Origin of the sequence: Thermodesulfovibrio sp. 1176, from assembly GCF_029946585.1 — a bacterium.
Classification (GTDB): Bacteria; Nitrospirota; Thermodesulfovibrionia; order Thermodesulfovibrionales; family Thermodesulfovibrionaceae; genus Thermodesulfovibrio.
In genome coordinates this window covers 164,485-190,391 of the sequence record NZ_JARZRZ010000005.1, presented here as the reverse complement: position 1 = coordinate 190,391, position 25,907 = coordinate 164,485, and the positions used below count along the sequence as shown (strand labels likewise).

The 25,907-nt window shown below is 31.2% G+C and carries 28 protein-coding genes; 19 read left to right on the top strand and 9 right to left on the bottom strand.

Features of this window, described 5'->3' with window-relative positions; translation table 11 throughout:
• Position 1 precedes the first annotated feature (1 nt).
• The 3 genes from malQ to QI155_RS09725 are packed head-to-tail and all read right to left on the bottom strand — an operon-like array spanning position 2 to position 4,982.
• A complete protein-coding gene (gene malQ / locus QI155_RS09735; protein WP_173894040.1) occupies positions 2 to 2,002 on the bottom strand; it encodes a 4-alpha-glucanotransferase in 2,001 nt (666 codons plus the stop codon).
• The gene (locus QI155_RS09730) at positions 1,974 to 3,266 is read right to left on the bottom strand and encodes a nitrate/sulfonate/bicarbonate ABC transporter ATP-binding protein (protein ID WP_281321518.1); all 1,293 of its coding nucleotides are present in this window, start codon (positions 3,264 to 3,266) and stop codon (positions 1,974 to 1,976) included. Before QI155_RS09730 ends, malQ begins: the two co-directional genes overlap by 29 nt.
• Before the next feature lie 3 nt (positions 3,267 to 3,269).
• Positions 3,270 to 4,982, bottom strand: a complete 1,713-nt coding sequence (locus tag QI155_RS09725) for an ABC transporter permease subunit (RefSeq protein ID WP_281321517.1) — start codon at positions 4,980 to 4,982, stop codon at positions 3,270 to 3,272.
• A 285-nt stretch (positions 4,983 to 5,267) separates the two neighbouring features.
• On the opposite strand from QI155_RS09725, the gene QI155_RS09720 reads away from it, so the two are divergent.
• Both QI155_RS09720 and QI155_RS09715 read left to right on the top strand, forming a co-directional pair.
• On the top strand, positions 5,268 to 6,347 hold the full coding sequence (locus QI155_RS09720) for a glycosyltransferase family 4 protein (protein ID WP_068859943.1): 1,080 nt from the start codon (positions 5,268 to 5,270) through the stop codon (positions 6,345 to 6,347).
• Between the two features lie 4 nt (positions 6,348 to 6,351).
• The gene (locus tag QI155_RS09715; protein WP_068859945.1) at positions 6,352 to 7,053 is read left to right on the top strand and encodes a polyprenol monophosphomannose synthase; all 702 of its coding nucleotides are present in this window, start codon (positions 6,352 to 6,354) and stop codon (positions 7,051 to 7,053) included.
• Between the two features lie 64 nt (positions 7,054 to 7,117).
• Here QI155_RS09715 and QI155_RS09710 read toward each other — a convergent pair whose 3' ends face one another.
• The gene (locus QI155_RS09710; protein ID WP_068859947.1) at positions 7,118 to 7,525 is read right to left on the bottom strand and encodes a PIN domain-containing protein; all 408 of its coding nucleotides are present in this window, start codon (positions 7,523 to 7,525) and stop codon (positions 7,118 to 7,120) included.
• The gene (locus QI155_RS09705) at positions 7,522 to 7,788 is read right to left on the bottom strand and encodes an AbrB/MazE/SpoVT family DNA-binding domain-containing protein (RefSeq protein WP_068859948.1); all 267 of its coding nucleotides are present in this window, start codon (positions 7,786 to 7,788) and stop codon (positions 7,522 to 7,524) included. The genes QI155_RS09710 and QI155_RS09705 overlap by 4 nt, the downstream gene beginning before the upstream one ends.
• Before the next feature lie 365 nt (positions 7,789 to 8,153).
• Here QI155_RS09705 and QI155_RS09700 point away from each other — a divergent pair, with 365 nt between their 5' ends.
• The 11 genes from QI155_RS09700 to QI155_RS09650 are packed head-to-tail and all read left to right on the top strand — an operon-like array spanning position 8,154 to position 16,191.
• A complete protein-coding gene (locus QI155_RS09700; RefSeq protein ID WP_159426684.1) occupies positions 8,154 to 8,321 on the top strand; it encodes a hypothetical protein in 168 nt (55 codons plus the stop codon).
• Between the two features lie 29 nt (positions 8,322 to 8,350).
• Entirely contained in the window at positions 8,351 to 9,031 is a 681-nt protein-coding gene (locus QI155_RS09695; protein WP_281321516.1) for a methyltransferase domain-containing protein, read from the top strand.
• Entirely contained in the window at positions 9,028 to 9,996 is a 969-nt protein-coding gene (locus QI155_RS09690; RefSeq protein ID WP_281321515.1) for a glycosyltransferase family 2 protein, read from the top strand. The genes QI155_RS09695 and QI155_RS09690 overlap by 4 nt, the downstream gene beginning before the upstream one ends.
• The gene (locus QI155_RS09685) at positions 9,993 to 11,060 is read left to right on the top strand and encodes a glycosyltransferase family 4 protein (protein ID WP_281321514.1); all 1,068 of its coding nucleotides are present in this window, start codon (positions 9,993 to 9,995) and stop codon (positions 11,058 to 11,060) included. Before QI155_RS09690 ends, QI155_RS09685 begins: the two co-directional genes overlap by 4 nt.
• Positions 11,061 to 11,092: 32 nt before the next feature.
• Positions 11,093 to 11,290, top strand: a complete 198-nt coding sequence (locus QI155_RS09680) for a hypothetical protein (RefSeq protein ID WP_068859955.1) — start codon at positions 11,093 to 11,095, stop codon at positions 11,288 to 11,290.
• A complete protein-coding gene (locus tag QI155_RS09675) occupies positions 11,287 to 11,541 on the top strand; it encodes a type II toxin-antitoxin system RelE/ParE family toxin (RefSeq protein ID WP_068859957.1) in 255 nt (84 codons plus the stop codon). Before QI155_RS09680 ends, QI155_RS09675 begins: the two co-directional genes overlap by 4 nt.
• A gap of 12 nt (positions 11,542 to 11,553) precedes the next feature.
• Positions 11,554 to 12,741 (top strand): hypothetical protein, encoded by a 1,188-nt coding sequence (locus tag QI155_RS09670; protein WP_281321513.1) that lies wholly within the window; start codon positions 11,554 to 11,556, stop codon positions 12,739 to 12,741.
• Positions 12,731 to 13,921: a tRNA pseudouridine(13) synthase TruD gene (gene truD, locus QI155_RS09665; RefSeq protein WP_281321512.1), complete on the top strand. Its 1,191-nt coding sequence runs from the start codon at positions 12,731 to 12,733 to the stop codon at positions 13,919 to 13,921. The genes QI155_RS09670 and truD overlap by 11 nt, the downstream gene beginning before the upstream one ends.
• Position 13,922: 1 nt before the next feature.
• Positions 13,923 to 14,339 (top strand): DNA polymerase ligase N-terminal domain-containing protein, encoded by a 417-nt coding sequence (locus QI155_RS09660; RefSeq protein ID WP_281321511.1) that lies wholly within the window; start codon positions 13,923 to 13,925, stop codon positions 14,337 to 14,339.
• Positions 14,340 to 14,398: 59 nt separating this feature from the next.
• On the top strand, positions 14,399 to 15,220 hold the full coding sequence (locus QI155_RS09655; RefSeq protein WP_068859966.1) for an aldo/keto reductase: 822 nt from the start codon (positions 14,399 to 14,401) through the stop codon (positions 15,218 to 15,220).
• Entirely contained in the window at positions 15,217 to 16,191 is a 975-nt protein-coding gene (locus QI155_RS09650) for a hypothetical protein (protein WP_281321510.1), read from the top strand. The genes QI155_RS09655 and QI155_RS09650 overlap by 4 nt, the downstream gene beginning before the upstream one ends.
• Here the strand turns inward: QI155_RS09650 and QI155_RS09645 are convergent.
• Positions 16,188 to 17,150 (bottom strand): hypothetical protein, encoded by a 963-nt coding sequence (locus QI155_RS09645; protein ID WP_281321509.1) that lies wholly within the window; start codon positions 17,148 to 17,150, stop codon positions 16,188 to 16,190. The genes QI155_RS09650 and QI155_RS09645 overlap by 4 nt on opposite strands.
• A gap of 57 nt (positions 17,151 to 17,207) precedes the next feature.
• On the opposite strand from QI155_RS09645, the gene sixA reads away from it, so the two are divergent.
• The 4 genes from sixA (at position 17,208) to QI155_RS09625 (ending at position 19,467) form a co-directional block, all read left to right on the top strand.
• Complete coding sequence (gene sixA, locus QI155_RS09640) at positions 17,208 to 17,666, top strand: phosphohistidine phosphatase SixA (protein WP_068859973.1); 459 nt, start codon at positions 17,208 to 17,210, stop codon at positions 17,664 to 17,666.
• 181 nt (positions 17,667 to 17,847) lie between these two features.
• A complete protein-coding gene (locus tag QI155_RS09635) occupies positions 17,848 to 18,540 on the top strand; it encodes a class I SAM-dependent methyltransferase (protein ID WP_281321508.1) in 693 nt (230 codons plus the stop codon).
• Positions 18,537 to 19,133 carry a TonB-dependent receptor plug domain-containing protein gene (locus tag QI155_RS09630; RefSeq protein ID WP_281321507.1) on the top strand — a complete coding sequence of 199 codons (597 nt, stop codon included), beginning with the start codon at positions 18,537 to 18,539 and terminating at the stop codon, positions 19,131 to 19,133. The genes QI155_RS09635 and QI155_RS09630 overlap by 4 nt, the downstream gene beginning before the upstream one ends.
• Complete coding sequence (locus QI155_RS09625; protein ID WP_068859977.1) at positions 19,105 to 19,467, top strand: hypothetical protein; 363 nt, start codon at positions 19,105 to 19,107, stop codon at positions 19,465 to 19,467. The genes QI155_RS09630 and QI155_RS09625 overlap by 29 nt, the downstream gene beginning before the upstream one ends.
• A 55-nt stretch (positions 19,468 to 19,522) precedes the next feature.
• Here QI155_RS09625 and QI155_RS09620 read toward each other — a convergent pair whose 3' ends face one another.
• Positions 19,523 to 20,710: a hypothetical protein gene (locus QI155_RS09620; RefSeq protein WP_281321506.1), complete on the bottom strand. Its 1,188-nt coding sequence runs from the start codon at positions 20,708 to 20,710 to the stop codon at positions 19,523 to 19,525.
• A 2-nt stretch (positions 20,711 to 20,712) separates the two neighbouring features.
• Entirely contained in the window at positions 20,713 to 23,397 is a 2,685-nt protein-coding gene (locus QI155_RS09615) for a cation-transporting P-type ATPase (protein WP_281321505.1), read from the bottom strand.
• Between the two features lie 102 nt (positions 23,398 to 23,499).
• Between QI155_RS09615 and QI155_RS09610 the strand changes: the two genes are divergently transcribed.
• Together QI155_RS09610 and QI155_RS09605 are read left to right on the top strand one after the other, a co-directional pair.
• Positions 23,500 to 24,288, top strand: a complete 789-nt coding sequence (locus QI155_RS09610) for an inositol monophosphatase family protein (RefSeq protein ID WP_281321504.1) — start codon at positions 23,500 to 23,502, stop codon at positions 24,286 to 24,288.
• Between the two features lie 3 nt (positions 24,289 to 24,291).
• Positions 24,292 to 25,188 (top strand): cation diffusion facilitator family transporter, encoded by an 897-nt coding sequence (locus tag QI155_RS09605; RefSeq protein WP_281321503.1) that lies wholly within the window; start codon positions 24,292 to 24,294, stop codon positions 25,186 to 25,188.
• Here QI155_RS09605 and QI155_RS09600 read toward each other — a convergent pair.
• Positions 25,145 to 25,615 (bottom strand): hypothetical protein, encoded by a 471-nt coding sequence (locus QI155_RS09600; protein ID WP_281321502.1) that lies wholly within the window; start codon positions 25,613 to 25,615, stop codon positions 25,145 to 25,147. The genes QI155_RS09605 and QI155_RS09600 overlap by 44 nt on opposite strands.
• Positions 25,616 to 25,907: the final 292 nt, after the last annotated feature.

Here is a 25,907-nt window from a genome sequence, read left to right as displayed (position 1 = left end):
GCTATGCTAAAAAAGCTCTATATCTCAAAGAGAGTTCAATTTTTTTAAAAATTGGTGATTCTATAATTTCATCTAAACTTTTTGATAATTTTATTCGCCAATTTGGATACTCTGCAATTGTTCCTGGGAAATTAGTTTGCTCATCCATAAGGAGTAGGTCTTCAGGATAAAGAAGAAGATATCTTGATGAAGTAGCAGAGAGAAACTTTATTAATGCAATGAGAATTTCTTCAATCTCATATTCATTTTTTTCTTCCGAAAGATATCCCTCTTCTTTCAAAAGGGATATAATATTTTCTTTATCTTTTTCTCTTTCCTGTAAGGCTTTGTTATAAGCTGATTCATCAAAGATATTAAAATCTTTTCTCATCTTTATGTCTTTACCATTCCAATAACCTTTAAATGTAGGAAGGTCATGGGTTGTAATACTACATAAAGATTCCTCTGGATAGGCTCTTGATGGCTTAAATTTCTCATTTTCTTTTTCAAAATAAAAAACTTTCCAAGAATTTATTTTTCTTTTAATAAGTTCCTGTCTCATCCATTCTTCAGCTGTACCAAGATCCTCACCAATTACGGCAACTTTATTTAATTGACTTTCAAGGACTATAATTCCTAATAAATCCTTCCAGGGATATTGAACATAGGCTCCTTCATAGGGAGCACTTCCCTCGGGAATCCAAAAGGCTCTGAAAAGTCCAAGGGCATGATCAATCCTTAAAATTTGTCCTTTCATATTGGCTTTTAAAAATTTTATAAAAGGAAGATACCCTTGTTTCTTTAATTTAAAGGGAATCACAGGTGGAAAGCCCCATTTTTGTCCCTTTGGATTAAAATCATCGGGAGGTGCTCCATATTCTGCTGAAAGTGCATAAAGCTCCTGCTGTATCCACACATCAAAACTTGATTTAATTGAACCAAAACCCAAATCAAGTAAAATTGGACATTTAATTTCATTGAGTTCACTTTCAACAAGCCACTGAAGATATTCATAAAAGAGGACTTTTTTTTCGTTTTCACAGTAAATTTTATTTAAAAATTCTTTAGTAGGAGATTGCAATTCAGGTTCCCAGCTTTGCCAGTCTTTTCCAAATTTTTCCCTGAGGAAACAAAAAACTGAAAAATATTTTAAATCCTCTCTTATAACTGGACAAAGACTGTTTTTATAATTAATAAAATCCTTTGCTCGTCCATTAATATAATCTATATAAAATTTCTCAAAATCTTGTCTGAGAGCTTTCTCTTTTTCTTTCCATATCCGCAAATAATCAAAAAATTTTTCATTCTCTTCCTTTACAGAGCCCCGAGATAAATAAAGGGGGGTTTTAAATTCCCTTGATAATGCCGAGTAGGGACTAATACCATAAATATCCTCAGGATCATTATAATGCAAAGGATTTATGCTTATAAATCCACCAAGAGAGTTTATAATTCTTGCGAATTCCTTTAAATGAGAAAAATTTCCTTCTAAGGAATTTCCTCTTAAGCTCCAAAGATTGAGATGAATTCCCCAAGTTTTATTTTTGTAAGGAAGGAAGCATTCTTTTGGAACCATTATTAAAATACTTTCTCCGAATGCTCTTTCTAAAAAAATTCGCAATTTATAATAACCAATTGATAAAGGTGGGATATCGATACGATATTTGTTTTCTGATATATGTATGGGTTCAACCTGAAGATGGAAAGCATCTCCCTTTTGACCTAATTTTTCAAAGGGGAAAATTTCAATAGATGCTCTTTGGGGTTTCTTTAAATAAATCTCTATATAGCCGTATTCCTCAATAACATAAACGGGTTCTATAAAATCCGTAGCTGGATAATTTTTAAAATATTCAATCCAGTATTTAATGGATTCTTCTTCAAGGGAAAATCCCATTGCAGAGATTATTTTAGTTTTTGTATCAAAGGAAATCTCAATTCTATTACCTTTACAATCATAATAAAAAGGAATTATTCCAACTAAATTAGAAAGCTCACATATCAATTGTTTCAGGTGCTTCAAGGTAAAGTTCTCCTGCATCATAGTCATAGGCAAAAAGTTCTGCGTATCTTCCCCAATCAATGGCTGTCTCAAGCTGATTCCATGATTCTTCGGGAGTAAAATGATTTTTTAAAATATCAATGAAAAACTCTTCCGATACTCTGTGTTTAGAAATTGTAGATAGAACCTGCATAATTTGCTTAATAAGTTGAACATTCTGTAAAGCCACTTCTTTAAATATTTCCTTTTTCTCAAGTGTGTCAGCTTCTGCCCATTTCTTCCCTTTTTCAGTTAATAAAAAATCACCTTCTCTGATTTCTCCAAAATCAAGAATAACAGCAGCTTCAATTAATGGAAAAATATCATCTACTTCCATGCTAAGTTCTGACGAAAGGGCATAAATATCTACTATACCGCCTTTATCATGAACAAGTTCAATAAGACCAGCAATTGCTCCAACCTTTGCATGAGGTAAAAATTGATATCTTCCTGCTGCAAGTAAAAAGGGGATTTCTTCTGGAGATTTTATTAATGCAGTGTATATTTTATCCAACAAAAATTTAAAATCCCTTGAGTTTCTATCACGAGGATATGGTAATTCAATAGGAATTTCAGCTTTTATTTTTCCAGGATTGTGACTTAGGATAATTGCTCTCGATGACATACTAACCGCTTCCTCGATATTATGGGTAACAAGAATTATAGCCTTAACTGGTAGCTTTCCATCTTTCCATAAATCAATAATATCTCCTCTAAGATTGTCTGCTGTAAGAACATCCAAAGCAGAGAAAGGTTCATCCATAAGCAATAATTCAGGTTCTACTGCCAAAGCTCTTGCAATTCCGACTCTTTGTCGCATACCTCCACTTAATTCCCTTGGATAGGCATCTTCAAATCCATCAAGTCCTACAAGATCTATTGCTCTTATTGCCCTTTCATTCATTTGTTCTTCATTAAGTCCTAATTCAACAAGTCCTACCTTCACATTTTCTAAAACAGTAAACCACGGAAAGAGAGCAAAACTCTGGAAAACCACGGCAATCTTAGCATCTGCCTTTTTAAGAGGAATCCCTTTGTATAGAACCTCTCCATCTGAAGGTTCTACCAAGCCTGCTATAATTCTTAAAAGGGTTGATTTCCCAGCTCCAGACTGTCCAAGAATAGATACAAACTCTCCAGAAAAAATTTTCAAGTCTATACCTTCAAGAACAGCGATTTCTCTGTTTTTCCCTATGAGAAAGGATTTTTTTATTTTTTTTGTCTCCAAAATAATCTCTCTTTTCATAAACTACTCCAGAACATATTTTGTTTTAGCAAGAATAAAAAGTCTTTTCCATATTAATCTGTTTATTCCAACTACAATAGCGGACATGAAACAGGTTGAAAGAAGCAATAAACCAAAATTTCCCTCAGCACTTGAAGAACTTATCAAAGCCCCAAGTCCCTCTGTCCTCATTATATCTCCACCAAAAGAAACATACTCACTTACTATTGTAGCATTCCAGGCACCACCTGATGCAGTAATAAGTCCTGTAACAAGATATGGAAAAATTCCAGGGAGAATCAAAGTCTTCCATTTTCTTATACCTTTAATACCATAGGCACGGCTAATTTCAATTAAATCTTTAGGAATGGAAGAAGCACCTGCAATTATATTAAATAACAGATACCATTGAGTGCCAAGAAGCATAAGAAAAATTGCACCTATATCAAGTCCACCGCCAAGTTTAATGAGGAAAAGCAATATTACAGGAAAGACAGCAGTTGCTGGTACACTGGCTGCTATTTGGACAATACCTTGAAGAAATTTTGCAGCTCGAGGATTTAATCCAATATAAACACCAACAGGAAGTGTCCATGAAAGAGCTATCAAAAGTGCTACAAAAACTCTTATGAGAGAATAAAATGAAGCTTCCAAAATTATAATAATATCATTAAAAGTTATAGAGGAAAGTAGTCCAACAGCCTTTAAAAAAGCCCATAAAATAATTGAAATCAATGTAAGTAAGACAATCAAACCCAAAATTTTGCTAATTTTATTTATTAAAGACTTTTCAGGTAATTTAAATTTTGTATAACTTAGTTTTTCAATCTTATTAATGCCATTGTTTAGAAAGTCTGCCAATTTTCTTACCACTGTTGAGCCTGTAAATAGATTAAGAACAAAGGATTCTCTTTCTTCTTCCGGTGGAATTGTTTCCATCCTAAATCTTTGAGACCATACAATAAGAGGTCGCCAGATAAATACATCAAGGATTATTATCAATAAAATCATTGTTCCTAGTCCATATATGACATATTCAATGCTACCAGTGTTCGCAGCTGTCTGAATGTAGGAGCCAAGTCCGGGAAGTCTAAAGTCTTTATCTTCAAGAACAAACATCTCACATGCCATAAGAAAAAACCATCCACCTGCAACACTCATCATGCTATTCCATATTAATCCTATAGCACTGAAAGGAAGGTCAAGCCTTAAAAATTTAGAAAATTTGTTGAATTTAAAAATTTTAACTACTTCTCTCATCTCCTTTGGAATTGTGCTTATTGAATGATAGAAACTAAAAGTCATATTCCAGACCTGTCCTGTAAATATCAAAAGTACGCAGGCTATTTCAAGCCCTATTCTTTTACCTGGAAAAAGAGCAATCATGGCAAGAACAACACCTGGTAAAAAGGAAAGCACAGGAATTGATTGTAAAATATCAAGCAAGGGAATCATAATTTTTTCATGAATCTTTGTCCTTGAAGCAGTATATCCATACCATATGGAAAAAACTAAAGAAAGCAGGTAGGCTAAAAATATTCTCGCGAGAGACTGCATAGCATAGGCAGGAATATTAGCAGGATTTAAATCAATTTCAAGTGTTCTTTCGTAGGGTCCTCCCCATTGGGAAGCAATGTAGATGATAAAGGAAAGTATCCCTAAAACAATTAAAAATACTCCAACATCTATAGCCCTTATTCGAAAAGTTTCTGCAGGAATAGATATTGGGATTTTCATTCATTTCTCCTTGATATTGAAAATCTTATTATTATAAAAAAAGAAAACAATATTTACCAATTAAATTTAGCTTCAAAATCGCCTTTACTGTCACTCTGAGTGAAGTGAATGATCTTATTCTTCTTTAATGAGAAAAGAGGAATTTCTTCGCTATCGGTCAGGGATTACAGGAAGGAATCTTGGATATTGTCCTAAGTCAAGCAAAGGAGTGACAGAATCGATCAGGACAACAAAAATTTCAAGGTTTAATTGGAAAATTGATAAATATATGGGCTAATATTAACTATGCAAAAATTAAGCGCCAATGAGGTTTTAATATTAAATAGAAGATGCGTAAAACATCCAGAAAAAGGCGGGGCAGAAATTTATACCTATCATTTAGCAAAAACTTTAATTGAAAAGGGTATAAGTGTTGAATGGTTTTGTTGTAGAGTAAAAGGACTAAAACCAGAAGAAGAAATTGAAAACATTAAATTTATTAGAAAAGGCAGTGAATTAACAACACACTTTTGGGGTTTTTTATATGCAATAAAAAAGAAAAAATGTTTAATAATCGATGAATTTAACGGAATTGGCTTTTTTACTTTTTTTAGAAAAAATTCTATTATACTTATACATCAACTTTATGATAATTTTTGGACATCTCAGTTAGGTATATTCGGCTATCCTTTTAAGCTTCTTGAAAAAATATTTCTATTCCTTTACAGAAAAAAACCTGCAATAACTGTTTCACAATCAACATATAATGATTTAGAAAAGATTGGTTTTAAGGATATAAAAATTATACATAACGGATTAGAAATTGAAGCTGTAAGTTTTGATGTCAAAAAGGACCCTAATCTCACCCTTATTTATCTTGGAAGACTAAAAAAAACAAAAAATCCAGAGGACGCAATCAAAGCTTTTTTTATTGTAAAAGAACATATTTACGAAAGCAAGCTAATAATTATAGGAGAAGGTCCTTTATTTTCTGCCTTAAAATCAAAATATGAAAATATAGATGGAATTAAATTTACAGGATATATAGACGATTTAAAGAAATTAGAAATTTTAAAAAAGGCTCACTTTTTACTCGTTCCAAGTATAAGAGAAGGATGGGGACAAGTGGTAATACAAGCAAATGCAATGGGCACACCAGCTATCGGATATAATGTTTCAGGCTTAAGAGATAGTATTATTGATGGTAAAACGGGTTTTCTTGTAAAAGATTACAAAGAAATGGCAGAATTTGTTATAAAATTGTGGCAGGATAAATCCCTTTATCAGGAACTGATAAACAACTCAATAAGATGGGCAAAAAATTTCTCATGGGAAAGGACAAAGAGAGATTTTATAGATTATCTTAAAGAAAGGCAATTAATTTGAAGATATGTACTCCCTTGTAATAATACCCACATATAATGAAGCAGAAAATATTGATAGACTTCTACCCAAAATACTTGACCAAGAGGCAGAGATTCTTTTTATAGATGATGCTTCTACAGATGGCACGGCAGAGAAGATAAAAAATTGGATGAAAAATTCAAAAAGAATAAACTTAATTGAAAGACCTGCAAAGCTTGGTCTTGGAACTGCTTACATAACAGGGTTTAAATGGGCTTTAAGTAGGGATTATTCGTATATCTTTGAGATGGATGCAGATCTTAGCCATGACCCAGCTGAAATTCCGAATTTCATAAAAAAATGCAGTGAAGGCTATGACCTTGTAATTGGCTCAAGATACACTCGGGGGACAATAAGTGTTGTTGGATGGGATTTTAGAAGACTACTTCTTTCAAAGTTTGCAAATAGGTATGCTATAACAATACTTGGACTTAACTTTCTTACTGATATAACAAGTGGATATCGTTGCTACAGTAGAAAAGTCCTTGAAAATATGAACCTTGACATTATAAAGTCAAATGGTTATGCTTTTCAGATAGAGATGGCTTATAGAGCCTACAAGGCAGGATTTAAGATTGCTGAAATTCCGATAATTTTTTATGAACGCAACAGTGGCTCATCAAAGATGAGTAAAAAAATCATCCGCGAAGCAGCAATAATGGTTTGGAGATTGAGATTTGGAAGATGAAAGAATAAAATGTTATATTCAACACCTCAGATAGTAGACAAAGGCAATTTGTAAGAGAAGTTAATTAGCCTGGTTCTAATCTCTTTATTCCCTCAAATTTATCAAAATCTTCATCATAACTATATATCTCTTTTATCCCTTCTTCAATCATAAAATAGTAGTTAAAAATATCTGCAAAGGAAATGTTTACCTGAGGAAACACTTCAAGAGCTTTTTCAAATACTGATTTAAAAGGTAATTTTAATCCTCTTAAATTTAAAATTGGAAGTAACAATTCTTTAATTTCTTCTCTGGACTGTTTATAATAGGTTTGAAGGGTAAAAATTACTTCAAAAATTACTAGTGGAGAAGTTATAACTTTTTCTTCGTTTCTTTCTATTCTTTTTAGCAGTTCCAGAACATCATAAGCTTTCTTTTCGTCGTCCTTTGTAAAGTATCTAAGGAGTATGTTTGTATCAAGAAATTTTTTCATTGAATTTCTTTAATTGATTCCTCTGAGATTTCTTTTTCAACAAAATCTCTGATTTGTTTAAAATCTTCTGGTTTCTGTATAGGCTTTACTTTTCCAAAATTTTCCTCAAGTTTTGATTTCACTGGCATAATTTTAACTGTATTATCTTCTATAACAAAAGTAATCTGCTCACCGGGTTTAACTCCAAGAAACTCTCTTACTTGTTTAGGTAAAGTAATTTGCGATTTTTTTGTAAGAACAGATTTATCAGTAAGAATTTTCATAATTTCTTACCTCCTTTTAAGTATTACTTATTGAATATAATATAAAAGCTCATATAAAAAGTCAATAAATTTTTTTATTGTCTAAATTTTCTGATAGAAAATAGCTGTCTTGAGAGATATTAGAGATTCTTAGGTAACAGTACTTAGCGAAGCGTCCGCAGTAGCAACTGTTTGAACCGAAGGTTGAGTTTTGCGGCTGTAGCGAAGTGAAGCCCCGCCAAAGTTCGGGGTTTCACTTCCTCAAAGGGTTTAAACATATTAATCTTCCAGATTTTTTCATCAGGAGATATTATAATTTCAAAGACATTTTTTATGATCTAATAAGGATTGAGATTTGGAAGATAAAGAAGTGATATAATTTAAGTATGTTCCAGTATGAAAAAGAATCATTATTAAAAATTACCGAAAAATTGAAATCTGCCTTCTCAGAGAGGCTTAAAACTGTTGTGGTTTTTGGTTCAAGAGTAAGAGGAGATTTTGAAATCATTGATAAAGAAAAAGCGGAAGATGCTCTAAATTTTGTTTTTACATGATAAAAAAATAAAGAAAATAATAACGCAATATGAACCCTAAATATAGAGAAAAAATTTACAGAAAATATGTTGAAATTCTGACAAAATATTCAGAAAAATCAAACGATAATCAAGAATATAAAAAACGAAAAAAACTCTATAATTTGAATTATAAAAAGTTTTTACCCTCTAATAGAGAATCTAAAATTCTTGAATTAGGCTGTGGTAAAGGTTTTTTTCTTAAATATCTCAAAGAAATGGGATATTCTAATATTCTGGGAATTGAAAAATCCGAATCGCAAATCTTACATGCCTTATCTGATATAAAAAATTATATTGTTGAGGACGATATGTTTAATTATCTTCAAAACTGTTCTATAGAATATGATATGATAGTGCTGTTTGATGAAATTTTAGAACTATTGGAATTAATTCATAAGAGACTTTCAAATAAAGGAATACTTATAATTGAAGTCCATAATGCAAGTTCTCCGCTTTTTGGATCATTTGGAAGATATAGTGACTTTACTCATGAGGTAGGATTTACTCCGTTAAGTTTAAGGCAATTACTTTTAACATATAATTATGTTGATATAGAAGTTCATCCTGTAAAAGGAGTTTCTCCTTATGCAAGGATATTTTTCTTAATTGTAAACCGTATTTTACACTCAAGATTTACAAGGCATATGTTTATAGAGGGCGAAATTTATGGAGTAGGAAAGAAAAAATGAAAGAAAAACCTTTAATCTCTATTGCTTTGACTACTTATAACGGAGAAAAATACTTACGAGAGTTTTTAAATTCGATAACTTCTCAAACTTATAAAAACATAGAAGTTATTGCATGTGATGACCAATCCACAGACAAAACTATTGAAATTTTAGAAGAATACTCTAAAAAAATGAATTTAAAATATTTCGCAAACAAAAGAAGATTAGGCGTGATTAAGAATTTTGAAAAAACTATAAACTTATGTAGTGGAAGTTTTATTGCCTTAGCAGACCAAGATGATATCTGGGTACCAGATAAAATAGACACGCTGTATAAAGAAATTATAGAAGATGATAGTATTCTCTGTATTCTTTCTGATGCATTTGTAATAAATGAAAATGGTAAATTAATTTTAGATAGTTTTATTAAATACATTGGCGTAGATAGAAATACTGACTTTAAAAGCTTTTTATTCGGGAGTAGATTCCCCGGATGTACTTTTATGATAAAAAGGAATTTAGTCAATTATGCTTTGCCTTTTCCTGATGATATATGTTGCCATGATTGGTGGCTAAATATAGTAGCCTCTAAAAAAGGAAAGGTTAAGTTTTTAAATAAACCACTAATTTACTATAGAATTCATGGAGCAAACACTACTGGAGCTATAAAAGCCTCGTTCATGGATTTACTAAATTTTTACTTACAAAAAGGTGGTAAATTTATGGAGGATCATCAAAAAATACTGTTAGCTACATTAGAAAGGCTCAAACCTGATTTAACATCAGAAGAAAATGAAGTAATAAAAGATTTGGTAAAATTTAATCAAAGAAAAGATAAATATATATCACCTTACGCTTTTTATATTTTTATTAAATATTTTAGATGGTTTGCTTCTGGAAAGAGTAAATTTTTAAAATTAATGTCTATGTTTTCTTCTTTAATTGGATATAAAACAGTTAAAAAAATGACCTTCTTTTTAAAATGAAAATCCTTCATCTAATCTACGATCACATTAACAATCCCTGGGTTGGGGGTGGAGGTGCTGTTAGAGTTTATGAAATTTATAAAAGACTTGCTCCAAAGGGATATGATATAACCGTTGTTTCAGGAAAATATCCAGGTGCAAGGGATTATGAAGAAGGGGATATCAAATTTAAATTTTTAGGAGCAAAAAATAACTATATCTTAAGCACTTTTTCTTATGCTTATTACACAAGTAAATTTTTAAGAGAAAACTATAAATTTTACGATATAATTATTGAAGACTTTGCTCCATGGAATCCTCTATTTTCATTTAAATATCAGCATAAAAAATTAATAATTTTACAAATTCAAAACTACCTTGGCAAAGAAATTATCAAGAAATATTTATTATTGGGCATTCCTTTTTATTTTATGGAAAAAAATTATCCTAAAAAATTTAAAAATATAATAGTTGTCTCAGAAGCATTGAAAAAGAGATTAAATTTGAATGTCTCAGTTATTCCAAATGGAGTTGAAAAAGTCTATGAAATAAGTAAAACAGGCAATTATGTCGGTTTTATTGGAAGAATTGATATCAGGCAAAAGGGGCTTGATTTAATTGTAAAAGTTTGTAAAGAACTTAAATATTTAAATTTCACAATAGCTGGTGATGGTAAAGACAGAAAAAGATTTCTTAAAATAATAAACAATCTAACTAATATTAAATATGTGGGGAAGGTTAAAGGATTAGATAAAGATAATTTTTTACAAAATTCCAGATTCCTTATTATGCCATCTCGTTTTGAAGGACAACCTATAGTTGCATTGGAGGCTGCGGCAATGGGTAAACCTCTGATAGTAAGTGATATACCTGAGCTAAGCTATGTTACAGAGAATGGTTTTGGAATAAGTTTTCGTAGTGGTGATACCAATTCTTTGAAAGATGCGATTGAATATTTATACCATAATGAACAACTCATTTTTCAGATGGGTGAAAAAGGAAGAGAGTTTGCAAAACAGTTTACATGGGACAGAATCGCAGAGGAATATGAAAATTATATAAATGAAATTTTGGATTTGTTATAATAATTTCAAATATGAAAATTTGGAGGTACAACATGATTAATGAAAAATATATTGTAGATGAAAAAGGAGAGACTATAGCTGTGATACTTGATATTTCAGAATATAGAAAAATTCTTGAAGAACTTGAAGAATTAGAATCCATCAAAGCTTATGATATTGCAAAACAATCAGGTGATGAAGTTATACCCTTTGAACAGGCAATTATGGAAATTGAACAAGTCAAAAGATGAGTTATAAACTTTTTATCTTACGAAGGGCACAAAAAGAACTATCCAAACTACCAGAAGATATATATGAAAAGATTAAGCAGGAAATATTTAAATTAAGTCAGAATCCTCAACCCATCGGAGCTAAAAAGCTGATTAATAGAGAAGGTTGGCGAATAAAAATCGGTAATTATAGAATAATTTATGAAATTGACAAAGATAACCAAACCATCACCATACTCCATATTGGACATCGTAAAGATGTCTACAGGTAAAATATTTTTTATATGTTTAAAGACATTTCCTCGGTTACTTTTGCCTTTGTATATGTCAATATTCTTGGCTATGTTTTTCACTCTATTGTAAGCCGAAGCCTCGGACCTGCTGGATATGGCGAATTTATGGTGCTTTATTCCTTTATGCTTACAGTTGGTAATATAACCGCACTTTTGGCAACAGTAAGCATAAAAGTCATAGTTGAAAACTTTACGCAAAGATTTGAATATTTAAGGTCTTTAAGAATTCTTGGATTAACAGCAGGTTTATTTTCTGCAATTTCAGTGAGTCTATTCGCCCCCTATCTGAAAACTTTTCTCAATGTAGGTTATATTTACTATTTTTACATAATTGCCTTTGTATGGCTTGGTATGTTTATGCTTGCAGTTGAAAGAAGTTTTTTACAATCTACAGGAAAATTCCCTCTTTTTGCCTTTTCTTCAGCCTTAGAATTGACAATTAGATTAATTTTCGCTATCACTATAATTTATGCGGGATTTAAAATCGGCGGGGTTCTCTTTTCTTCTTTTGTGGGGATTTTCACAGTATTAATCACTCTTCTTTTAATCGATGGAGCATTAATAGGTAGACTCGCAAGATTAAACATTAAGAAAATAATTACTATTGCTCTTTATGCATCTCCTTCTGGTTTTTTCGTATATGCTGATGATATTTTTATTAGAAGAATATTTGATGAACACACTGCAGGACTTTTTGCTTCTGTATCAATTGTCGGGAAAGTGCTTGTCTGGTTTACTCTGGCTATGCTCGGGATATATTTTCCTAAATTTGTTCATTCTAAAGGTACCGAAGGTTTAAAAAAATTTATTTTACAAATGGTTGGAATAATAATTATAGCGCAAATAATAGGTCAAATTTTTATTTTTATTGTAGGAAAACCTTTGTTCCTGTTGCTTTTCGGGAAAAAATTTGAGTTAGCAGTGCCATTTTTGCCTTATTATTTTTTTTCAGTGCTACCTCTTTTGTTCAGTTTGGTTTTTATAAGTCTGGCAACAGCCTTTGAAAAATATATCTATTTGATTTACATTCATCTTTTGTGTTTTTATATTGGCTTTATTTTATTGAAATTTAGTAGTATTTTTGACTATTTGACTTACATTTTTTGTTTAAATGGTGCTTTTGTTTTATTATATTTCTGGGTATTAAGTAAATTAATATGGAGAAAACATGCAGTATAAAATAAAAGTAAAACCCGAAGACTTTTATGTTAAAGAGATAATATCTTTACCAATCAAAGATAAAGGTCAGTACGGAGTTTTTATTCTTAAAAAAAGAGGATGGAATACTGTTGATATTTTAAAAAGAATTGGGAAAAACTTAGGAATTCCATTCCGCAATATTTCCTACGGAGGTAAAAAAGACAGACATGCCCTCACTGAACAGTTTATCACAATTAAAAATATAAAAAAGAAAATCCTCTTTAAAAATGATAATTATTTACTTCAACCTGTCGGATTTTCTGAGGAGCCTATGGATCCGAGGCATATCATAGGGAATGAATTTAAAATCGTGATAAGGTCTATTTCTAAAGAAGCTGAAGAATTTCTTTATTCCCCTCTTCAAAGTATAGAAAAATACGGGTTTATTAATTACTTTGATGACCAAAGATTTGGTAGTTTTGATCCAAAACAGGGCTTTATTGGAGAAAAAATTATTAAGGGTCATTACAATGGAGCTTTAAAAATATATTTAACCCACATTTATCCTGAAGATAAAAAAGAAGCCAGAGAAAGAAAAAATTTTTTATTTGAAAACTGGGGAAATTGGCAGAAGTGTTTAAGTGTAGCAAAAACCCAAATGGAAAATTTTGCTTTTAATCATCTGATTGAAAACTCCAAAGATTATTTAACAATTTTAAGAAAAATTCCAAAAGAGGAAATGTCAATGTTTTTTTCTGCCTATCAGAGTTTTCTATGGAATGAAACTGTAAGACGTCTTTTAGTGACTTTGCTATCCGATGAAGAAATTATTGTTCATAAAGGTATCGTAGGAGATTATATTTTTTTCAATGAAATCGACAAAGAAAAGTTCGGTTACTTAGTGAAACTGCAAATTCCTACAGCATCATCAAAATTAAAAATGCCTGATGAAATAACTGAAAAAATATATAAAAATATATTAAATGAAAGAGAAGTTAAGCCTTCGATGTTCAATCTAAAAAAAATAAGACAGGCTTTTTTCAAATCCGTTGAAAGAGATATTCTTGTTAAACCTGAATCATTTAAATATACCATTGAAGATGACGAAGTTTATGAAAACAGAAGTAAAATAACCCTCTCCTTTTTCCTTCCAAGAGGTAGCTATGCAACAATGCTTATTAAAAGAATTTTTGCCAAAAAACCTCAGAGGAGGCAATAAAATGCCATATTTTGTTGTCCATGAACACCATGCAAGAAATTTGCATTTTGATTTAAGATTGGAAAAAGATGGGGTTCTTAAATCTTGGGCACTTCCTAAGGGACCATCAATGAATCCTGCAGATAAGAGACTTGCTATTATGGTTGAAGATCATCCCTTAGATTACGGAGATTTTGAAGGAGTTATCCCTGAAGGACATTACGGAGCAGGTAAGGTATATATATGGGATAAAGGTGAATACAATACTGTAAAAGGCTCTATCGAGGAAGGACAGTGGGAAATTAATATGGAAGGGAACATTCTCAAAGGAAATTTTGTTTTACTAAAACTTAAAGGAAGAGCTGACCAGTGGCTTTTTATCAAAAAAAAGGACAAATTTGCCGATCACAATTTTAAATTGTTTTACAGAAAATCCTGATTTTTAAAAAACTTGACTTTCAAAATATCAAAGGGAAAACATAGGGAATAAAGATGTAGATGGAGCTAAAAGAACTAAATAAAACAGGAGTAAAAATTCCAGCAATAGGCATAGGAACCTGGGGAATTGGGGGATATTTAACTCCTGATTACTCAAAAGATGAAGAAGCAGTAAAGGCTTTAAAAAAAGGAATTGAACTGGGAATGTACTTAATTGATACAGCAGAGATGTATGGAAGAGGACACAGTGAAGAAATTGTTGGAGAGGCTATAAAATATTTTCCCCGAGAAAAAGTTTTTATAGTAACTAAGGTTTTACCAGAAAATTTAAGATACAATGATTTAATTAATTCTTTCCAAAAAAGCTTAAGAAGACTAAATACAGACTATATTGATCTTTATCTTATCCATGCTCCAAATCCAAATATTCCACTTAAAGAAACAATGAGCGCTATGGAAAAACTTGTAGAAGAAGGAATTTTAAAATTTATTGGTGTAAGTAATTTTAATATCTTTCAAATTGAGGAGGCAAAAAAATATCTTAGAAGAACAGATATTGTTGTAAATCAAGTAGAATATAGCCTTGTTGACAGAAGGATTGAAAGAGATTTACTTCCATACTGTTTAAAAAATAATATTACTGTAATGGCTTATTGTCCTCTTGCAAGAGGAATACTACCTAAAAATGAGCTTCTTAAACAGATAGGCATTAAATATGGTAAAACAGCAGCCCAAGTAGCCCTTAACTGGTTAATTCAGAAAGAAAATGTTGTTGCAATACCAAAGGCTTTAAATACAGAACACCTTAAAGAAAATGCTCAGGCTACTGGTTGGAGATTGACAGAGGAAGATTTACAATTGATAAACAAACATTTTAAATGAGACTTCCTATCTATTTTTATAAGGGTGATCCACATAAGTTCGCTGTAGTATTTATACATGGACTTGGCATGGATAGTTCAATATGGATTTCTCCTTCAGAGACAAGAATACTTGGTGGAGCTTTTCCATTAAGTACACTCACAAGAAATGAACCTCAAACAATAAAGTTTTATCAAAAGCCTACAGTTTTGCCTGAAAAGTTTACAATAGGGGATACATTTCCTCTTACTACATCTTTTAATGACTTAAAAGAAAAAGGATATTCAGTGATAACATGGTCGCAGAAAAAACTTCTTGGGTCTGTTTATAATGCTATAGAGGAACTTAAATATGTAGTTAATTTTAGCAATCTTTTTACCCGCAAAGGAATTGTTTTAATAGGACATAGTAGAGGAGGACTTATTGCAAGAAAATTTATTGAAAAATCTAATGGAATCAAAGCATTGATAACTATTGCAACCCCTCATAAAGGAAGTACAATGGCAAAATGGGTTGAATATATATCTAATTTACCTGATTTATTAAAACCGATTTTTAAAATCTTACCTAAAGAGAAAATCTTAACAAAGATATCAGATTTTTTGAAAAGTGAAGCAGTAAAAGAACTTTTACCTAATTCTTCTTTTATATGTTCCCTTAAAAAAATTGAAAATGTAAGATATTTTTGTCTCGCCGGAGAAAATCCTAATCTTTTAAATATATATCAGTGGAAGTTAAAAAAAGAAAATGATTTATTTATTCTTACCCCTGAGAAGGTTTTTTCTTTCCCTAAATCTTTTATTTCTTTATTACCAGAAAAACTAATTCCGAAAGAATGGATAAATGGAGATGGTTTAGTATCTGTAGAAAGTTCTTTAATTGATGAAAAATTTTGTAGAATCTTCTATGTTAATCATGCTGAAATTATTATAAACTCTGAAGTTAGAAGCTACATTTTAAATATCGTTGAAAGCCTTCAAAATGAAAATTAACTACATTTTTCTGAAACAAATTTTTTAACAATGCTTAATGCCTTTTTTCTATTTGTAAATCTGATCTGTCTATAAAGTTTATCACAATCTTGAAAATCAAGCCTATTTACCAACTGCACCGCTTTAATCTCATCTAAAATATGCGGAGCTTTGTTTTCTTCCGTTGGAATCATTTCTTCCTTCTCAATAATCATTATGTAAATTAAAGCCCTTGCTGATAGAATATTTTCTAATTCTTCATTTTCCTTTACACCATATATATATCTAATCGTAAGAAGGTCTCCAGGCGGAAATATCCATCTCTTACCAGTGATATTTTTTACAATTTCTTCTAAGGTAAAAACTGTTGATATATTTAAATTTTTTAATTTTTCACAAAGATATTTCTTAAAATACTGATGAATGGCACCTGCTTCAATAAATACTCTTCCTTTGTCAGGTAAAGATTTTAAAACTGCTTCAGCTCTTAAAATATCACGGAAACGGAATCTTTCAGCATCAGCTTTAGCGAATACCTTAACAGCCTCTACAACTTCCTGAAAATTGCTATTTATTGATATTTCATAAAAATCAATTAAAGCCTTTGAAGCCTTTTTCTCTATTGCATATACTTCTTTAAGCTCAGGATTTAATTCAACATCTTTTGGTGTTCTGCCTTCTAAAAACATATTATGTATATATAAAAGCCTTTCCATATAAGGTTCAATCTGCAAGATCTTTTTTCCTTCTTTAAAAAGACTCTGAAGAATTCGAAAAAATCGAAATGAAAAATTTGGAAAATCAAACATTTCTTCTATTAGATAATCTTCAATAGAAATTTCTCCCTTTAACATTTTCTCAAATAATAAGTTTGGTGCTTCTTCGAGAATGATTACATCACTTTGTCGCATTATTTTTTCTAAAATTGGTAAAGTCTCTACCCTATGATAAGAAAAAACTATTGTAATTTGCTGTTCCATAATCTATGTTATAATTTTTTGGGAAGACAATCAAAAAAATATCCGGGAGGTGTAAATATGTTTCTTTATCTTGTCCAACACGCAGAAGCAAAACCAGAGCATGAAGACCCTCAAAGGGGACTTTCTGAAAAAGGACTAAGAGATATTAAAAAAGTAGCTTACTTTATCAGCAAAATTAATATTCAAGTAGATGAAATAATGCATAGTGGAAAATTAAGGGCAAAAGAGACTGCAGAAATACTTGCTAATGCTTTAAAAATTAAAACCTACGAGACAGAAGGACTTGCACCTCTTGATCCACCAGAAATTTGGGCAGATAAATTGAAAAATATTGATAAGTCTATAATGTTAGTTGGACATCTTCCCCATCTTGGACATCTTGCTTCATTGCTAATTTGCGGAGACAAAGAAAAAAATATTGTTTTGTTCAAAATGGCAGGCATCGTATGTCTTGTAAAAGAAAACTTAAAATGGTCACTAAAATGGATGATTACTCCAGATGTTATTCCTGATTAATCTTTTAGTAGGAATTTTTAGGATATAAAAATAAAGGTTGACAAAAGGCAAAATATTGCATAGAATATTTAAAAATTCGATCTGAAGATCGAATTTTTTTATTTGATTGAATATAATTTAGTGGTCATGAAGGCCACGGTTTTAGGCAGAAGCCTGAAGCCGTGGCTTTTTTATTTGAACTATGATAGTAGCTGAAATAAATAAAATCTCTTACTGGAATGAGTATGCCAAGTGGTATAAACTTTGGCGTGAACATAACAATTATCATGACCCAATAAAAAATTTTCTTCTAAAATTTACGCATCGAGGTACAAAAATTCTTGATATAGGTGCAGGAGATGGTATATTAAGTTTTCCTCTTGTTGAACATGGATGTCATGTAACTGCTCTTGAACCATCCCAATCAATGCAAAGCTACTTACTTGAAAATGCAAAAAATTATAAAATTCCAATTTCTATTGATTCAAGAAGATTTGAAGAATTGGATTCCCATGAAATATCAAAATTTGACCTTGCATTAGCCTGTAACAGTTTACATCTTACTGAATATGGAATTGAAGGAGCTCTATGTAAAATTTTTGACTCAAATATTAAAAATGTATTTATGGTTACCGAAAAAATTTTTGCCATTGAAAAACTTCAGGGTCTTTATCCTGGATACATGCTTAATTTTTCCTATTCATATCTTTGTGAGAGTTCCTTTGCCTATCACTGTTCTGAAGAACTCTTTTCTCATTGGGAATGTAAATACAAAAGAAAGCTTTTCAAGTGGGAAAAAATTAAACTTCTAAGCATGGTAACCTTTGAAAGAGAACATATTTGGCTTAAAGACTATGTAGTTGTCAATATATTTTACTGGAGGAGAGGAAGATGATTTTCATTATTTTATTTGCACTTATACTGTTTTTTCCTGTCTTTGTAAATTCAGAGGAAATTTCAAGAATCTATCAACTTGATGAAGTTACAGTCACAGAAGAAAAAGTTAAGGAAGAACAACAAACACCAAATTCCTCAGTAGTTATTCCTGAACTGCTTCTTCAGGGAATTAGTTCAAATCTTGATGGAGCATTATTTAGACAACCTGGCGTAGATGTTCAGAGGCTTCAGGAAATTGGAGGCTCCCTTGATGATGACTCAATCAAAATAAGAGGATTTGGAGCAAGAAGAATAACCCTTGCAGTAGATGGAAGGATTTTAAATACTCCAGGAACAGCAGGTGGATATTTTATTGACTGGACAACAATTCCCCTTATAAACATTGAAAAAATTTACATCATAAAAGGTGTAAGTGATCCAAGATATGGAAATACTTTAGGTGGTGTTATAAATCTTATAACAAAAAAACCATCTGATAAACCTGTCTTTGAATCTCAGGCAATGAAAGCAAGATATGATACTGATAAGTTAAGCTTCTTCCATTCATGGAAACCATCAAACTTTGAATATTCAAGAAGAAAAAAACTTTGATGCTGTGATTCTTTCAAGAGCCTATCTTTGGGATCCTGATATTTATGACCTGTGGCATTCCTCAAAAACTGAAAAAGGACAATGGAATTTTTTCTCATTCAAAGATAAAGAAGTAGACAAATTTCTTGAATTGGGAAGAAAAACAGTTAATTTTAATGAGAGAAAAATTATTTATCAAAGGATTCACAAACTTTTATATGATAAACAAGCCTGTGTGTTTTTATATGAAATTCCTCTAATCTTTTATGCCGATAAAAGAATAAAGCAGATTAAGCCTGCACCCTATGGTTTACTTTATGGAATTGAAAAATGGGAATATGAAATCTCCAAGTGATTTCTCGAATAAAACAAACACCCTTTTATAAAGCCATATTATTTTCAAAAAATTTTTACCAAAATCTTTTCTTTCCTAAATAAACTGTAGGAATTCCAAAATTTTTTTGAAAGTAGGTATTTAGAATATTAATATTAGCAAAAACTTCTAAAACTTTTTCTTTTCTATAGCCAAATTCTGTAAAGAATAACTGCTTTTTTCTGCCATTCTTCAATCTTCCATAAATTTGAAAAATGTATGTACCAGTTCTATTTGCCTTTATCTCCTTTAATTCAATTTGTTCGATTTGATAGAGAGGAAAACTAACTTTTATGAAAAGCTTTTTAACTGTCACTATACCCTTTATTTTTGAAATTTCAAGTTTAATAGGTGCTATTAAATCTTTCATTAAGTAAAGAATTAAAAGATAAAAAGGAATTAACATCGATATAGCATAATAATTTTTCGGAGTAGCATAAATAAAAAGCATTATTATAGCGAAAGGGAAAAAAACCAAAAGAAGGAAAATTCTCAATAAATCATAAAAATTTGCTTTTCTACATAAAACTATCCTTAGAGGATTTAAATCTCTTACTTCAACATAGGGAATTTTAATCTCCTTTGGATTTATATCTTCTGATATCTCTTCAAAAACAATATTATCAATTTCCTCCTCTATTTTTCTTTTCTCATCAAATGTCTTACTCAGGTCCATAATAAAACTCAACTCTCCCACAGTCTTTGCTCCATAGGTATGGAAATTGAGAATATAGCCAATGTTAAGAAAAATCCGTGCAATTTCCTTTATATTATTTGAGCCAGAGATAGAAAAGCTTATTAAAGTTGGTGTTTTTTTATCAGTAAAAATCTCTAAAAGAATTTTTTCATCACTATCCTTTTTAAGATATGAAACAACCATTTTTTTAATTTCATTACAGTGGATTCTTTGAACTCTCTTAAAAATAAAATTTTTTATCCATCCTATCTCAATATTGCAATTATTTGCCCTTATCATAAAAACCTTTGGAACTGCAGAGGCAAATATTATAAAAAATACCAAAATAGGCAATGCAAAGTAGATTATATAAAAATAATCTGACAAATTTTGAATGGTCTTTTTAAGAAAAAGAAGTATTATTGGCAATTCAACAATTATAAGAACACAAATTAGTATTATAATTAGCAAATCTTTTGATAACTTTTCCCTTTTTGCTTCCAAAACAACAGATTCTTTCAATCTAAAATCAATTAAATCAAGAATCATATCTAATTCTTTCTATTTCTCTTCCTTCTCCTTATCCATTTATCTATCTCTACTACAAAAACAACTGACATTGAAACAGCGATAATATTTATCCAGTCGGAAAATGAAATTGGTTCTGTTCTAAAAATCCACTGAAAAGGTGGAAAGTATATAAATGCAAGCTGAGCTAAAAAGGAGGCAACCAAACTAAAAAACAAGAAAGGATTACTTAGTAAACTTATTCTAAAAATTGATTCATATTCAGACCTGCTGTTCCATGCCTGAAAGAATTGAAATAAAACCATCGTGGTAACTGCCACTGTACGAGCCTTTTCAAGGGAGTATCCCTCTTGAAGAGCGCTCATAAAATTAAAAATAATTCCTAATGATATTAATGTTCCAACAATTATAGTTCTTTCTATGAGAAGTCTTGACATAATTCCTTCCTTTGGATTTCTGGGAGGTCTTTCAAGAATTCCTTTCTCACCTGGTTCAAAGGCAAGGGATATGTCCTTAAGTGAATTTGTTACAAGATTTATCCATAATATTTGAGAAGGTACATATGGTATGGGTACTCGGAAAATCATTGCAAAGATAATTGAAATGATAGAAGCTACCCCGGTAGGTATCAAAAAGAATGTAACTTTGCGGATGTTGTCGAAGACAATTCTACCTTCTCTTACAGCATGGAAAATACTTGCAAAATTATCATCAGTAAGAACCATGTCAGAAGCTTCACGAGCTACATCTGTGCCACTCTTTCCCATCGAAATACCTATGTGAGCTGACTTAAGAGCTGGTGCATCATTTACTCCATCTCCTGTAACTGCAACAATTTCTCCATGACGCTTAAGTTGCTGAACAATTCTTAATTTATGCTCAGGAGAAACCCTTGCATAAATTGATACTTCCTTTACTTTATTAAAAAGTTCATCATCTGTCATTTTTTCAAGTTCTTTTCCAGTAAGTACCTTTGATTTTTTATCAGAAATACCAAGCATCTCACCTATTGCCTTTGCTGTAAATGCGTGGTCTCCTGTTATCATTACAACTCTTATACCTGCTTTCTTGCATCCTTTTATTGCATCTAAGACTTCTTGCCTTGGTGGATCAATCATTCCCTGAAGTCCTGCGAAGGTAAGTCCAAAAATATGGTCACATTTCTCAACTTCTTTACATGTAAGCTCTTCTACATGTTCTTCTACTTCTCTGTGAGCAAAGGCAAGAATTCTTAGTCCGTTCTTTGCAAACTCTTCAGCAATCTTTAAAATTTTTTCTCTATCTATTTCATTACCTAAACTATCCCTTACACACATATCAAGAACTCTTTCAGGTGCGCCTTTTACATAAAGATATTTTTTACCTCTATGTTTATGTAAGGTTGCCATATATCCTCTTTCAGATTCAAAAGGCACCATTGAAATCTGAGGATACTTTTCTTTTTCTTCTTCAGGAGTTAGTCCTGCTTTCATTGCAGATACAATTAATGCTCCTTCTGTTGGATCTCCTTCAACTTTGAATTGTCCGTCTTCAATATATAAATTTGATTCATTACAGAGTAAACCTATTCTTAGAACATCAATTAGATGCCTATGTTGTTTTGGATTAACTTGAATACCCTCATGAAGAATCTTTCCTTCAGGTTCATATCCGATTCCTTCTACTTCATAAATATTCTCTCCATCATAAATTACTTTTACAGTCATCTCATTTTTAGTTAATGTGCCTGTTTTATCAGAACAAATTACTGTAGTACTACCGAGAGTCTCTACAGCATGAATTTTTCTGATTAAAGCATTGTATCTTGCCATTCGAGACACTCCAACTGCAAGGGCAATTGTTACAACCACAGGAAGACCTTCAGGTATTGTAGCAACAGCAGCTGCAACCGCTGTCATAAACATATCTTTAATTGATTCTCCAATTATTAATCCTATGCCAAAAAGGAATAAAGATGCCGATATTACAATTATGCCGAGAGAATTGGCAAATTTTTTTATTTTTTCTTGAAGAGGAGCCTTTACTGTTTCAGTTGCTTTTATATATTTTGAAATATTACCTAAAACAGTATTCATTCCAGTTGCAACAACGATTCCCTTTGCTCTACCACTTACAACAATCGTTCCCATAAATGCTATATTTTTTTGATCACCATAGGTTAAATTGTCTTCTTTTATTGCATGGTAATGCTTTTCTACTGGCAAAGATTCTCCTGTAAGAAGAGACTCGTCTGTTTTGAATTCCACACAATGTATGAGTCTTATATCTGCTGGGACACGAATTCCTGAATAAAGCATTACAATATCACCAGGTACAAGTTCATCAGCAGGAATATCTCTTTCAATTCCTTCTCTGATTACTTTAGCTCTATTTACAAGCATCTTTTTTAAAGCTTTAACACTTTGTTCAGCTTTGTATTCCTGAAGATATCCTATTATTGTATTTAAAATCACTGCTACAAAAATTACCCCTGCATCAACATATTCTCTGAAAAGAATGGCTATTAACCCTGCAACAAGTAAAATGTAAATAAGGGGGCTTGCCAATTGTCTAATCAGTATTTTAAGTTTGTTTATTTTATCTTCTTCCTGAAGCTTGTTATAGCCATACTCGGTAAGTCTTTTCTTTGCTTCTTCCTGACTTAATCCTTTTTCTGAAGTTTTCAGTTTATGATAAATATCTCTAATGCTCAGTTGATACCATTGCATAGAATTTCCCCTTTTGTTTTTCTTAAATATACATTGATGTATTTTAAATTAAAGAGCATCTTTATGGTGAAATATTATTTCTTTAAGCTATAATAAAAGCTTATGGAAATAGAGTTTCTAAGAAATATTGGTCAAAGTTTACTTAAGGAGATTTCCTCATCAAAAATTCATCTTAGTGGAACTGCTCTTGGAAGAGGTGCTTCAGGTGATACAACCTTTCCCATTGATAAATTAGCTGAAGACCTAATTATTGAAACCTTTGAAAAAGCAGGGATTAAAATTAATATAATTTCCGAAGAAAGAGGTTCTGAAAACATAGAAGGGAATCATTCATTTCTAATAGTTGATCCAATAGATGGCAGTAAAAATGCAATATCTGGTATTCCCTTTTTCTCTACATCAATCGCCATATCCGATGGAACAACCCTAAAAAGTCTTAAATTAGGTTATATAATAAATCTCATTAATGGAGATGAATTTTGGGCAGAAAGAGGAAAGGGTGCATTTTTCAATGGAGATAAAATTACAACAAAAAATAATGAAAAACCTGTAATAATCGGCTTTGAAGCATCAAATCCCTATGAGGCTTTAAAAAATATATTGTCTCTTTTTAAAATAGCCAACAGAGTAAGATGTTTTGGAAGCACTGCCTTAGACCTTGCATATCTTTCAGCAGGAGCTTTAAATATTTTTGTTACTCCAACTCCATCAAGAATTTTTGATTTTTCAGCAGGGATTTTGATTGCAAAGGAATCTGGGGCTATCATTTCTGACATCAAGGGAAATTCAATTGATGAATTTGAAGTTGCCTTTGATACAAAAACAACTTTACTTGTATCGGCTAATAAAGCTCTTCATAAAAGGGCTCTCAATTTAGTTAATATTAAATAATAGATGAGTCATTCTTCAACAAAGAAACTATCTATCACACTTGGAGTAACTTTACTTATTTTCGTTGTAGAGGTAATAGGCGGTTTGATTAGCAATAGTCTTGCTTTACTTAGTGACGCAGGGCATGTTTTTACAGACTCTTTTGCTATAATCCTAAGCTTAATCGCTTCAATTATTGTAAGAAAGCCTTCTGGGAAAAGAGCTACTTACGGATATCATAAAATTGGCATTCTTGCAGCTTTTATAAATGGAATAAGTTTAATAATTATTGCTTCTGTAATTCTCTTTGAAGGTTATCGAAGATTGATAAACCCTCCCCATATTGATACTGATGTTATGCTTCCTGTTGCTTTATTTGGTTTTATCGGTAATCTATTTATGGCATGGATATTGGGGCATAAACATGAAGATTTAAATATTAAGAGTGCATGGCTTCATGTGATCGGAGATACTATATCATCGGCAGGAGTAATATTTGCAGGATTAACGATAAAATATACAGGCTGGTTAATTATTGACCCCATAATAAGCTGGTTTGTCGGAGCTATTATTATATTTGGTGGTGTGAAAGTTGTTAAGGATTCCCTATGGGTCTTTCTTGATTTTGTGCCAAAAGGATTTGATGTAGATGAGATATCAAATAAAATCAGAAAAATTAAAGGGATTATTGATATCCATGATATCCATATATGGTCAATTGGCTCTGGTGTTACAGCTTTTTCAGCCCATATTGTTGTAAAAGATCAGCTTTTAAGTGAAGTTGATAAATTAAGAAAAGAGATTGAAAGAGAGATTGAACAATTTGGTATTAATCATAGTGTTATTCAGATAGAAAGTATCAAATGTAAAGACAGTTCTATTTATTGTAATTTCGAAAAGCAGTTAAATCATAAGCACTGATGAATCTTTTAAGTCTTTGCTCAATCTGAAGCTGAAGATTAAGATGAAGCCCTTCAAGTTCTCTTAATCTTCTCATTTTATCAACAGGAATTTTTTCTTTTATTTTGTCACATATGAAATTTATACAAAAAGCATCTCTTGCAATAAGACAGCATCCTGATGGAGAGAGAAAAAAACACATATCAGGAATCTGAGACTGATTTGGGAAATTTACCCCTAGAATAAGATTTATTAAAAGAAGCTCATCGGAATACTTAAATTCTATGGCACTGCCACAACAAACCTTGCCTGATTTACCACAATCAATACATATTTCTGTCATTCCAATTTTTGCTCTTTCATTATTTTCTTCAATAATAATTTCTCTTAGTTGATAGAGATTTTCTTCAATCTGTGATAGTATTTTATTTTTTTCTAATTCCTTCATTTTTTTTCTCAATGACTCTATTTTTTCAGTTATCAAATGCATAATTTTATTTTAAACCGGACTTTATAACTTTTTGAATGTAAGTCATTGTAAAATAAGGAAAGTAGTGTTCATTTTCGCCAATACATCTGTTCTGCCTTAATTGACTTTATCCCAAAAAGACCCTCTGAATTACCATGCCTTCTTAGCCAATCTCCAACTGTAGAGGTGGAAGGCATTTTTTGATTCCTATGAGTTTCCTTAATGCTGTATCATTGTTTATCTCTCTTAAATCTTCTATTGTTTTCCCTCC